At 68.3% G+C, this 12,540-nt stretch carries 7 protein-coding genes and 1 pseudogene; 2 read left to right on the top strand and 6 right to left on the bottom strand.

The features are described from left to right. Nucleotides 1-185 precede the first annotated feature (185 nt). The 3 genes and pseudogenes from WDC87_RS17410 to WDC87_RS17400 form a co-directional block, all read right to left on the bottom strand. Entirely contained in the window at nt 186-758 is a 573-nt protein-coding gene (locus tag WDC87_RS17410) for a YceI family protein (protein ID WP_072168571.1), read from the bottom strand. Nucleotides 759-779: 21 nt separating this feature from the next. Further along, nucleotides 780-1,334: pseudogene (locus WDC87_RS17405) on the bottom strand (cytochrome b); the annotation flags it as partial. Between the two features lie 10 nt (nt 1,335-1,344). Next, complete coding sequence (locus WDC87_RS17400) at nt 1,345-1,977, bottom strand: YceI family protein (RefSeq protein ID WP_088496806.1); 633 nt, start codon at nt 1,975-1,977, stop codon at nt 1,345-1,347. A gap of 164 nt (nt 1,978-2,141) precedes the next feature. Between WDC87_RS17400 and WDC87_RS17395 the strand changes: the two genes are divergently transcribed. Both WDC87_RS17395 and WDC87_RS17390 read left to right on the top strand, forming a co-directional pair. Further along, entirely contained in the window at nt 2,142-5,684 is a 3,543-nt protein-coding gene (locus tag WDC87_RS17395) for an ATP-binding protein (RefSeq protein WP_252744512.1), read from the top strand. 96 nt (nt 5,685-5,780) lie between these two features. Then, nucleotides 5,781-9,308, top strand: coding sequence for a hybrid sensor histidine kinase/response regulator (locus tag WDC87_RS17390; RefSeq protein ID WP_252744511.1), 3,528 nt, complete (start codon nt 5,781-5,783; stop codon nt 9,306-9,308). A gap of 371 nt (nt 9,309-9,679) precedes the next feature. On the opposite strand, the gene mdtD is transcribed toward WDC87_RS17390, so the two are convergent. From mdtD to WDC87_RS17375, 3 genes are all read right to left on the bottom strand, one after another. Further along, entirely contained in the window at nt 9,680-11,089 is a 1,410-nt protein-coding gene (gene mdtD / locus WDC87_RS17385; protein ID WP_005418383.1) for a multidrug transporter subunit MdtD, read from the bottom strand. A 92-nt stretch (nt 11,090-11,181) separates the two neighbouring features. Then, nucleotides 11,182-12,264 carry a uroporphyrinogen decarboxylase gene (hemE, locus tag WDC87_RS17380; RefSeq protein ID WP_061478866.1) on the bottom strand — a complete coding sequence of 361 codons (1,083 nt, stop codon included), beginning with the start codon at nt 12,262-12,264 and terminating at the stop codon, nt 11,182-11,184. 25 nt (nt 12,265-12,289) lie between these two features. After that, complete coding sequence (locus WDC87_RS17375) at nt 12,290-12,529, bottom strand: WGR domain-containing protein (RefSeq protein WP_053498927.1); 240 nt, start codon at nt 12,527-12,529, stop codon at nt 12,290-12,292. Between the last annotated feature and the right edge of the window lie 11 nt (nt 12,530-12,540).

Here is a 12,540-nt window from a genome sequence, read left to right as displayed (position 1 = left end):
AAACCGCAATATGCACGGGGGGTCCGTGTCGTGGTATACGCGCGCGGCACCCGCGAGATGCACTGCCGGTGCGCCCCCCCCAGGGTGGGGGGGTGGGGGGCGTTGTATGGGTTGGCCCGCCCGGTGCCCGCCAACCCGTGTGTGCCGGGTGAGCCCAGCCCGCGGCCGCCACTACCCGATGCGGTTTATTTCGCGTCGAACTTCACGATCGTGCTGATCGCGGTTTCGTCCGGGATGGTCTTGGTGTCGGCCCAGTCACCGCCGCCGACACCGAAGTCCAGGCGCTTGACCGTGGCCTTGCCGGTCAGCACCGGCTGGGTGCCCGGCTTCCAGGTGAAGGTGAGGGTGACCGGCTTGCTGACGCCGCGCAGCTCCAGTGTGCCATCGGCGGCGAACTGGTTGTTGCCCACCGCGCGGAAGCCCTTGGCGGTGTAGCGTGCGGTGGCGAACTTGCCAACATTGAAGAAGTCGGCACCCTGCAGGGTCGAATCGCGGTCGCTGTTGCCGCTCTTGGCACCGGCCAGCGGGATCACCACGTCCAGCGAACCGGCGGCCGGGTTGGCCGGGTCGAAGCTGAGCTTGGTGGCGAAGCCCGGGAAGCTGCCGGTGAACACTTCGCCGTCGTACTTGGTGGCGAACACCAGGATCGAACCGGCGCCGGGAGCCTGCGCGTAATCGGCAGCGAGTGCCGGAGCGGTGGCCAGCATGCCGGCCAGGGCGGCGGCCACGGCGGCCGGAGTGGTCAGTTTCAGGTTCATCGGTCGGTCCTTCTGAGGGGAGGCGAGCCAGCCGCGCGGCAACATGCGGGACAGCGTTGCATCGCGTTGGGACAGGTGGTGGTAGAAGGCAGCGCCGGCATGGGCCAGCACCACCGCGATCAACAGCCAGAAGCCGTATTCGTGGATGGCATGCGATACCGCGACAACCTGCGGGTCGGGTCCGCTCAGCTTGGGCACGTCGACCAGGCCGAACCAGCGGAACGGGCGCAGGCCGCTGGCCGAGTCGTACAGCCAGCCCGACAGCGGGATGGCGAACATCAGCACGTACAGCAGCACGTGGGTGGCGCCGGCGATGCGCTCCTGCCAGCTGGGCACGCCCGGCACCGGCTTCGGTGCACCGGCGTACAGGCGCCAGCCCAGGCGGAACAGCACCAGCGCCAGCACGGTGATGCCGATCGACTTGTGCGCGGTGTAGACCCAGAAGTACTTCGGGGTCTTGGGCAGTTCACCCATGGTCAGGCCGACCACGCCCAGGGCGAGGATCAGCAGTGCGATCAACCAATGCAGGATCTGGCTGACACTCCCCCAGGCGGCGGGGGTGTTCTTGGCGGTCATGAGGGGTCCTCTAGGGGGCCGTCTTGGGATCGGAGTGCGGAACGGGAGCGGGAGTTCCCGGGGCGTCGCTGCGGTCGAGGGTGGCTTCAGCCTCGATCCTCAGTTGTACTGCATCACCGATGACGCCCGGCCAGGCGGTGATGCCGAACGCGCGCCGGCTCAGCGTGGTGCTGGCGGAAAAACCGGCGGTGCGTCGGAACGGGGGAAGCGGGTAGCGCTTGATGGCGTTGAGGGTCACATCCAGCGTGACTTCCTGGCTGACCCCGCGCAGGGTCAGCGTGCCGGACACGTGCGCGCGCCTGGCATCGATCGGCTCGACCTTGGTGGAGACGAATCGCGCGGTCGGGAAACGCTCGCCGTCGAGCAGGCTGCGGGCCAACGTGGCCTGGTTCCACTTGGCATCACCAAGGTCCAGTCGCGACACCGGGACATCCACTTCCACGGTGGCGTCGCGCCAGTTGTCGGGATCGAACCGCACGCGCCCCTCGCTGCCCGATACCGTGCCCATGGCCTGCGAGTAGCCTGCGTGGTCGATCGAGAACAGCACCCGCGTGTGCACCGGATCGAGGCGATAGGTGTCAGCGGCCGCCCAGGCAGGGGCGGTGGCGAGCAGCATCGGCAGCAGGGCCAGACAGGGACGCATCGATGGCGGGCTCCGGAAGGGGACGCTGCGATCATACGCACAGCCCCCTGCCAACGTTGCGTGCATGGGTGCAACAGTTCGTGGTGGTGCCGCCGCTGGAAACAGGCTGTTGCAGCCATGACCCCGGCCCTGTGTGACAATCGGCGCAGGACAGGGGGTTCAGGATGACGAGCGGCTGGCGCCTGTGGTGCCGTGGCATCGCAGGTATGGGACTGCTGCTGGTGGCGATGGCCACGGCGGCTGCGACCCTGCACATGGCAGAAACACCACGCCTGCGCCGCTTCGGTGCCGCCGAAGGCTTGCCGTCTCGCATGGTGGTGGCGCTGGCCGAGGATCGCCAGGGCCACGTATGGGCCGCCACCGATGGTGGACTCGCCCGCTATGACGGCAACAGCCTGCGGGTCTGGGAGCACGACCCGGAACAGCCGGGCTCGTTGCCAGGCAACGAGATCGAGACCCTGCTGATCGACCCGCTGGACCGGGTCTGGGTGGGCATCAATGGCAAGGGCGTGGCACGCCTGGATGCCGACCGCGAACGCTTCCAGACCTTCGATACGGTCAATTCCACCTGCCAGGGGCAGTTCTGGGCACTGGCCTATGTCGACGACGCCTTGTGGATCGGGACCAACAACCATGGCGTCTGCCGTTTCGGCGAAGACGGCAGCGTGCGCCTCTACACCCATGATCCGGCGCACCCGGGTGGCCTGCCCAGCAACAGCATCTTCACCAGCCTGGTCGACGCGCGGGGCCGCCTGTGGGTCGGCACCGAAGCCGGTGTGGCGCGTTGGAACGGCAGCGGCTTCGAGCCGGTGGCCGCGCGGGAACTGGGTAGGCTGAGCGTGCTCCGGTTGAGCCGTGATGCAGACGGTTCGATCTGGGTAGGCAGCCAGAACGATGGCCTCTACCGCATCGTTGGGCAGGACCGGGTCAGTCGCCCGCGATGGGCCGACAGTGCCCAGCTGCGGTCGGCCCTGGTCCTGGCCGATCGCCAGGGGGGCTACTGGGCGGGTACCTCCGATGGCCTGTTGCGAGGGGATGCGGCGGCGTTGCGCCGCCTGGAGGGGGACCGCGGCAGCGGCTTCCTGACCGCGCACAGCGGTGTGCTTGACCTGCTGCAGGACCACGAGGGCGGACTGTGGGTGGCGTTGCTGACCCAGGGCCTGGCCTATCTGCCACCGGACTGGCGGCGCTTCTCGATCTGGAACCAGCTCGACGGCAAGCCCCTGGACAGCCAGTACCTGTTGAGCGCGGCCAGCGATGGGAAGAACTACTACGTCGGCTCGGCGCGAGGGGTGTACCAGCTCGATGCGCAGGGCACCCTGCGTCTGCTGGCCAGCGACCGGCAGCTCGGCAACGGCGTGGTGTGGTCGGTGCTGCCGCGCCCGGATGGTCGCCTGTGGCTGGGACGCGGCGGCCGCATCACCGTCTACGATCCGGCCACCGGCGCATTGCGTGACCTGCGGATCGATGGCAGTGCCGACCTGCGCCAGCGCATCGACCTGATGCGGCAGGCCCCTGATGGCACGGTGTGGGTGTCGGTGATGGGCCTGGACCTGCAGCAGCGCGATGCAGAGGGCCGGCTGCTGCACAGTCATCCGCTGGAACATTTCCGCGGGACGGCCGATGCGCCGATCGAGCAGATTCGCTTCGACGCCCAAGGCCGGCCCTGGGTGATGGGCGACATGGGCATCTGGCGTGAGCAGGCCGGACGCTTCGAGGCAGTGCCCGGCGTGTCGCGCGGCCCGATCTACGATCTGGTATGGATCGATCCGCAGCAGTTGTGGCTGGCGCGCCAAGGCGCCTTCGAGCGCTACCAGTGGGATGGCATGAGCCTGCGCCTGATCCAGCGCATCGACGGCAGTGCGGGCGTGCCGCCGGTGACCATGGGGGGGCTGGCGCTGGCCGACAATGGCCAGCTCTGGGCCACGACGCCGCGCGGCCTGCTGCGGTGGGACCCGAAGACGCGGCGCCTGCAACAGTTCAACGAACGCGATGGCCTGTCCGATGCCGAGTTCACCGGTCGGCCACCTGCGGTGAATGCCGATGGCCGCGTGTTGGCGGTTACCCAGACCGGCCTGGTCGCCTTTGATGTGAATGCCGACGACACCGTGCTGCCGCCTTCATCGCTGGTGATCGCCGAAGTGCGTGTGCGGCGCGACGACGCACGCGGCTGGCAACCGTTGCCGCTTACTGGCACCCTGCTGCTGGGACCGGACGACCGCGATCTGCAGATCGATGCGCGGCTGCTGTCCTATGCCAGCCCGCAGGGCAACCGGTACCGCTTCCGCGTGCAGGGTTACGACCAGGACTGGGTGGAGCAGGGGGGCGATGGCCAGCGCACCCTGTCGCGGCTGCCGACCGGCCGCTATGTCATCGAGGTGCAGGCTGCGACTGCCCGGGGCACGTGGACGCCTTCGCAGCAGTTGCAGGTGAAGGTGCTGCCGCCGTGGTGGCGCAGCGGCATGGCGATATTCGGCTACATCCTGCTGGGGTCGTTGCTGCTGGTGGTTCTGGTCTGGTCGATCCGCGCGCGGTTGCGCCGCCGCCAGCAATGGCAGCTGACGGTGCACAAGCAGCAGCTGGCCGAGCAGGCCTCGCAGGCCAAGAGCCGTTTCCTGGCCACGCTGGGCCACGAAGTCCGCACGCCGATGACCGGCGTGCTGGGCATGAGCGAACTGCTGCTGGCGACCCCGCTGGATCCGGTGCAGCGCGGCTACGCCGGGTCCATCCAGCAGGCCGGCAGCCATCTGCTGCGGCTGGTCAACGATGCCCTGGACCTGGCCCGGATCGAAGCCGGGCGGCTGGAGCTGGACCTGCGCCCGTTCGATCTGGGGGAGCTGCTGGACCAGGTGCAGGGCCTGATGCAGCCGATGGCGCAGCAACGCCAGCTGGTGTTCCAGCGCGGCGAAGACCCGCCCGGGCCGATCAGTGTCAGTGGCGACGAGATGCGCGTGCGCCAGATCCTGCTGAACCTGCTCGGCAACGCGATCAAATTCACCGAGCGCGGCCACGTCGGCCTGGCCGTACGCCTGGAAGAAAAGGGCGGCCTGTGTTTCGAAGTCCATGACAGCGGCCCGGGCATCAACGCCGAGCAGCAGCAGCGCCTGTTCCATCGTTTCGAACAGGCCGACGGCCCGCGTACCGCGTCGCGCTACGGCGGCAGTGGCCTGGGGTTGGCGATCTGCCAGGAACTGGCGGTGGCGATGGGGGGGCGCATCGAAGTGGACAGCCAGCCTGGCAAGGGCGCGCGGTTCCGCGTGCGCCTGCCCCTGCCCTGGACGCGCCAGGCCGCCAACAGTGCGGGCGACGTGGCGGCCCTGCCGGAACTGCCGCCGCTGCGCATCCTGCTGGTCGAGGACGATGCCACGGTGGCCGAGGTCATCGCCGGCCTGCTGCGCGTGCGCGGGCATGAGGTGGTCCACGTGCTGCATGGCCTGGGCGCGCTGTCGGAGATCGCCACCGATGGTTTCGACGTCGGCCTGCTCGATCTCGATCTGCCCGCGCTGGATGGTACGGCCATCGCCCGCCAGCTGCGCACCATGGGCTATGAACTGCCGCTGGTGGCGGTGACCGCCCGTTCCGATGCCTATGCCGAAACCCAGGTGCTGGCCGCAGGCTTCGATGGCTTCCTGCGCAAGCCGGTGACCGGCGACCTGCTGGTGACGGCCATCGCCCAGGCACGTGCGAAACGACAGGCGACTGCGTGACGACGCCGACGCCGGGCGTGAACGGCGTGACTTTCGGTTTACCATGCCGACGCCCGCAGCGCGGGAATCATCAGGACCAGCGTGAGGAGGCAATCGGTGGTGTATCTGCGGGCGGCGATGCTGCTGCTGGTCCTCCTGTGCTGCGCGTTGCCCGCTGCGGCACAGCCGGTGCCTCCGAGCCCGCGGCAGGTGACGGTGTTCGATGGCCTGCCGTCCAATACCGTCAACCGCATGGCCGAGGACCGTTACGGCTACCTGTGGATCGCCACCAACGATGGCCTGGCCCGCTATGACGGCCGCACCTACCGCGTGTGGCGTTCCGAGGATGGACTGCGTGACAACCGCATCTGGACGGTGCTGGTCGATGCCCGCAACCAGTTGTGGATAGGCACCGAGAACGCCGGCCTGGTGCGCATGTCGGCCGACCGCCGCCAGCTGCACTTCTACGACCGCAGCAGCCAGCCGTTGATGGGTACCAACACGGTCTGGAGCCTGGCCAGCACGCCTGATGGCTCGATCTGGTTCGGTACCCACGAAGGCGGCCTGTACCGCCTGGACAGCCAGGATCGCCTGCAGCGCTTCCTGCCCGAGCCGAACAATCCGCGCAGCCTGCCTTCGTCGTCGGTGCCCTACCTGGCCACGCTGGCCGATGGCAGCCTGTGGATCGGCACCAAGCATGGCGTGGCGCGCTGGACCGGGACCGACTTCGAGCGTGTCGGTACGGACATCATCCCCAGCCTGCTGATCAACGGGCTGACCGCCGAACCGGATGGCAGCCTGTGGATCAGCACGATGGCCGGCGCCACCGTGCGCCGCCCGGATGGCCGCTTCGAAGCCCCCCCGTGGAAGCTGCCGCCGGGCGAGCAGGTGCTGGGCATGATGCTGCGCGACGAGCAGGGCGGGCACTGGCTGGATACACGCACCGGGCTGGGGCGTGCGGTCGATGGCCAGTACCAGACCGTGCCGCTGTACAGCGTGATCGCGCGCGGTCCGGTACGGCCGAACTGGACCGGTGCCTACGAGGACCGCGAAGGTGGCATCTGGTTGGCCAGCACCAATGCCGGGCTGTGGCACCTGCTGCCACGCTGGTGGCAGTTCTCGGTGCTGTCGCGCCTGGAGGACGACCCCAGCTCGCTGCGCAATGCGCTCGTGCTGGGTACCAGCCCCTCCAGCAACGGCGGCGTCTGGACGGTGGGCAGCCATGGCGCGCTGGACCGCTTCGATCCGAAGACCGGCAGGATCGAGCAGCATCGCACCTGGGTCAACGGCATGCACTGGTTGACCTCGGTGCGTGAGGACCGGCGTGGGCAGGTCTGGATTGGATCAACCGATGCGCTGGTGCGCTACGACCCGCAACGGCGCGAACTGCGTCGTTGGGGCCGTGATGCCGGTGCAGATGCGGCGATGGAAGGGGTCGTCGAAGCGATGATGACCTGCGACGGCGACAGCCTCTGGTTGATGCTGCCCGCGGGCCTGCAGCAGCGCGACCTCGACGGCCACGTGCGGCGCCAGCTGGACAATGGCCAGCGCGGCCTGCAGCAGGGCCAGCTCAACCTTGATGTGGAATGCGGGCCGCAGGACCACATCTGGCTGGCCAGCAGCCGTGGCCTGCTGCAGTGGCTGCCGGAAAGCGAGCGCTTCCAGCCGGTGCCGGGTGCGCCGGCAACGGCGATCCATGCATTGCATGTGGGCCGTGACGGCCAGGTCTGGTTGTCCGAGGATGGTCGCCTGTCCCGTTACCGCTGGAGCCAGGGGAGGCTGGAACGGCAGGCGGTGGTCGGTGCCGAACAGGGCTATCCGGCGATCTCCGCCTCTGGTCTGGTGGTGGATGCGCAGGGCGTGGCCTGGGCGACCAGCGCACGCGGCCTGGTACGCGTCAGTGCCGATGGGCAGAGCGTGCGCCTGTACGGCGTGCATGATGGGCTGCCCAGCCAGGAATTCCGCGAGCACACCTTGATCGCAGCGGCCGATGGCCACCTGGTGGCCGGAACGGCAGCGGGCGCGGTGGTGTTCGACCCGGAGCAGGTACGGCCTTCGGTCCGTCGCGCCCCGCTGGTGATCGAGCGGGTGGAAGTGCGCCGCAACGAGCAGGTGCTGGACATGACCCACGATGCGCCGTTGCAGATCGCCGATGGCGACCGCGACCTGCGCATCGTCGCGCGATTGCTGTCCTTCGCCGACTCGGCGTCCAATACGTACCGCTACCGCCTGGCCGGCTACGACCCCGATTGGGTCGAAGTCGGCCCGGCCGGCGAGCGCCTGTTCTCGCGCCTGGCGCCGGGCAGCTACCGGCTGGAAGTGCAGGCACGCTCGGCCGACCATGTGTGGTCGCGGGTGCAGAGCCTGGAATTCCGCGTGCAGCCGCCGTGGTGGCGCAGCCTGTCCGGCCTGCTGGTGCTGGCGTCGGTCGGGTTGCTGCTGACCAGCTGGTTCGCCTGGTTGTACCGACGCCGCCTGCAGCGGCGCCATGCCTACCAGCTGGCGCTGCACAAGCAGGAGCTTGCCGAGCAGGCCTCGGCGGCCAAGACCCGCTTCCTGGCCAACCTTGGCCATGAGATCCGCACGCCGATGACCGGCGTGCTGGGCATGAGCGAGCTGCTGCTGGCCTCGCCACTGGACCCGCAGCAGCGTGGCTACACGCAGTCGATCCGGCATGCGGGCGAGCACCTGCTGCACCTGGTCAACGATGCGCTGGACCTGGCGCGGATCGAGTCCGGGCGCCTGGAACTGCAGTCGCAGTCGTTTGCGTTGAATGGCCTGTTGCAGGATCTGGCGGCGCTGATGGGCCCGCTGGCTGCACAGAAGGGCCTGCGCTTCGTCCTCGACAATCAGCTGCCGCCGGGCCTGCAGGCGACCGGTGATGCCATGCGCGTGCGGCAGATCCTGCTCAACCTGCTGTCGAACGCAGTGAAATTCACCAGCCGCGGCACTATCACCCTGCACGCACGTTGCGATGGCGAGCTGCGCGCGCTGCACTTCGAGGTGCGCGATAACGGCCCGGGCATCAGCCAGGAACAGCAGCAGCGCCTGTTCCGTCGCTTCGAGCAGGCCGATGGTGCCCGTACCGCCGCGCAGTACGGTGGCAGTGGCCTCGGCCTGGCGATCTGCCGCGAGCTGGCGCATGCGATGCAGGGGCGGATCCAGGTGGAGAGCCAGCTGGGCCGGGGCACCTGTTTCGGCGTGACCTTGCCGTTGCCGCTGGTGGTGAACAGCGATGTCGAGGCATCGGCCGAGGCGAACCGCGACGAAGCGGCGAACATGCCGCCGCTGCGGGTGCTGCTGGTCGAGGACGATGCCACCGTGGCCGACGTGGTGCGTGGCCTGTTGAGCGCACGCGGCCACGAGGTGGTGCATGCCGGCCATGCGCTGGCGGCGCTGCGCGAGGTCAGTGCCGGCGATTTCGATGTCGGCCTGCTGGATTTGGACCTGCCGGGCCTGAGCGGTTTCGAACTGGCCCAGCACCTGCGCAACCAGGGCTACATGCTGCCGTTGCTGGCGGTGACCGCACGCACCGATCCGGACCTGCAGCAGCAGGTGGAAGCAGCCGGCATCGGCGGCTTCCTGCGCAAGCCGGTGACTGGTGAGCTGTTGGTGGAAGCGATCGCCAGGGTCACGGGTAGGTAGGTTCTGCAGGGCCTGTGGACCCACCCCGCCTTCGACAGAATTCTGCGAGCTGTTGAAATGGCGTGGGGTCAGATCCGTTTCCCGTAGGAAAACGGATCTGACCCCAGATCGATTTCGATATCTGACAGATGTGTCGACCAAGGTCGACACCTACCAAGAGCCGCCGGAATCCGTCAGAGGTGGGGCGGTGTCGCAGTGCGGGGTGTCAGCCGCATGGATGCGGCTGCCAAGCCTACAGGGACGTACTTGCGGCGTCCCCGCACTGCGACACCGCCCCGCCAACCCACGGAATGCCGCTTTGGCTGTTGCTGTTGCCGGCCAGCAGCCGGCACTACCGCGGGTGCAGGGCCGCAGGCCCTGCCGAACCACCCTCACTCCGCGACGTGCTCGACCTGCCGCGGTTCGGGCTTGGTGTCAGGCAGCTGCCAGAAGATCATCGTCGAGGTCAGGGTGATGGCGCCCACGCACAGGAATGTGGCATGCAGCGCGGCGGTCGCGCTGTTGCTGTCCAGGTGATTGCCGAACGCGGCCAGCAGGCTGCCGGCCGCCGCGGCGCCGAAACCGGCGGCCAGCATCATCACCATCGACAGCAGGCTGTTGCCGGAACTGGCGAATTCGCGGTCAAGGTCGCGCAGCGTCACGGTGTTCATCACGGTGAACTGCAGCGAATTGACCGCGCCGAAGAATGCAAGCTGCACCAGGCGCCAGGCCAGGTGCTGGCCGGGTGTCATCAGGATGAAGCTGGCCATTGCCAGCCCCACCAGCACGGTGTTGGTCATCAGCACGCGGCGGTAGCCGTAACGTTCGACCAGCTTCACTGCCAGTTTCTTTGAGACCATGCCGGCGGCCGCCACCGGTACCATCATCAGGCCGGCGTTCATCGGGCCTAGACCGAGGCCGACCTGCAGCAGCAGCGGGATCAGCATCGGCATGGCGCTGCTGCCGATGCGCGAGAACAGGTTGCCGAGGATTCCGATGCGGTAGCTGGGTACGCGGAACAGGGCCAGCGAGAACAAGGGCGCGGTGGAATTGGCGGCATGCAGCCAGTAGCCCACCAGCGCAGCCAGGCCCGCGACCGTCATCAGCATCACCAGCGCGTGCGGGGTGCCGAGTCCGGAGATGCCGTCCAATGCCAGCGACAGCACCACCATCGCAAAGGCCAGCATGATGTAGCCGCGCAGGTCGAAACGGGTGCGATGGCTGGCGTAGTGGTCGGGCATGATCTTCATCGCGGCGATGAAACCGATCACGCCGATCGGCAGGTTGATCAGGAACACCCAGTGCCATGAGGCGATCTCGACCAGCCAGCCGCCCAGCGTCGGGCCGATCAGCGGGCCGACCAGCGCGGGGATGGCGATGAAGCTCATCGCGCGCAGGAAATCCTCGCGCGGCACCGAGCGCATCACCGCCAGCCGGCCGACCGGCAGCAGCATCGCACCGCCGATGCCCTGCAGCACGCGCGCGCCAACCAGCTGGTGCAGGTGCTGGGCCAACGCGCAGGCCAGCGAGCCGAGGGTGAACAGAATGATCGCCACCAGGAAGGTGCGCCGGGTGCCATAGCGGTCGGCGATCCAGCCCGAGGCGGGAATGAACGTGGCGACCGCCAGCGCATAGCTGAACACCACCGACTGCATCTGCAGCGGGCTCTCGCCCAGGCTGGCCGCCATCGCCGGCAACGCCGTGTTGACGATGGTCGAGTCCAGCATCTGCATGAAAATCGCCAGGGACACCAGCCACAGCAGGGGACGCTGGCGGTTGTAGGTCGATGGCGATGTGGACATGGGGTGCGGCCGGTGCAACGTGGGGGCGGCCATGATCGCGCACTGCGGGTCACGGCGCGATCAACATCGCGCCGTGATGGCATGCGGAATGCTCAGCGTTGGCTGTGCGCGTGCACCGCGTCGACCAGGACCTGCACGTGCGCCGGGTCCATGTCCGGCGACATGCCGTGGCCGAGGTTGAACACATGGCCTTCGCGCGAGCCGCCGTTGCCGGCGGCATAGGTGTCGAGCACGCGCGCTGCGGCCGTGGCGATCGCATCCGGCGAGGCGTACAGCGTGGTCGGGTCGAGGTTGCCCTGCAGGGCGACGCGACCACCGGTGCGGCGCATTGCTTCGTCCAGGTCCAGCGTCCAGTCCAGGCCAAGTGCATCGGCGCCGGTCTGCGACAGTGCTTCCAGGTGCAGGCCGGTACCCTTGCCGAACAGGATCAGCGGCGTGCGCTCGCTGCCTTCGCCGCGATCCAGGCCCTGTGCAATCCGCTGCAGGTAACGCAGCGAGAACTCGCGGTACATCGCCGGGGACAGCACGCCACCCCAGGTGTCGAACACCTGCAGCGCCTGCGCACCGGCCGCGCGTTGCGCACCGAGGTAGGCGATCACCGCTTCGGTGGTGACCTCCAGCAGGCGGTGCAGCGCCTGCGGATGGTTCAGCGCCATCGCCTTGATGCGTGCGAAATCCTTGCTGCCGCCGCCTTCCACCATGTAGCAGGCCAGCGTCCAGGGGCTGCCGGAGAAGCCGATCAGCGGCACCTGGCCGTCCAGCTCGCGGCGGATCAGGCGTACCGCATCCATCACGTAGCCCAGGTCCTGCTCCATGTCCGGCACCGCCAGCTTGGCGATGGCCGCTTCATCACGTACCGGGTGGCGGAACTTCGGGCCTTCGCCTTCGACGAAGTACAGCTCCAGGCCCATCGCATCGGGAATGGTGAGGATGTCCGAGAACAGGATGGCTGCGTCCAGCGGGAAGCGGCGCAGCGGCTGCAGGGTGACTTCGCAGGCGATCTCCGGGGTCTTGGCCATGGCCAGGAAGCTACCGGCCTTGGTCCGGGTCGCTCGGTATTCCGGCAGGTAGCGGCCGGCCTGGCGCATCAGCCAGACGGGGGTGCAGTCCACCGGTTCGCGGCGCAGGGCGCGCAGCAGGCGATCGTTGCGGAGAGGGCTGGTCACGATGGGCATTCCTTGGACGGGAGGAGCAGCGGCGTCAGTCGCCGTGCGAAAGGATCTGGAAGCCGCGATGCAGTTCGGCATCGCGGGCCTTCTCGAAGGCGTGGCGGGCGTCGTCGGCCTGCAGGAACAGCTCGCGCCGCAGCTGCGAGCGGCTGCCGACGCGGCCGCTCTCGCGCAGCAGCTCCCAACCGCCGAACAGGTCCGGCTGCAGGCTCAGGCGCAGGAAACGCGGTGCCTGCGCACCGGCGTCGGGATGTTGCAGGTAGACGTGCATGGCGCCGATTG

Origin of the sequence: Stenotrophomonas maltophilia group sp. Smal12 (assembly GCF_037079935.1) — a bacterium.
Classification (GTDB): domain Bacteria; phylum Pseudomonadota; class Gammaproteobacteria; order Xanthomonadales; family Xanthomonadaceae; genus Stenotrophomonas; species Stenotrophomonas sepilia.
Note: the sequence above shows the minus strand (reverse complement) of the source record. Positions and strands in the feature narration are given on the sequence as shown.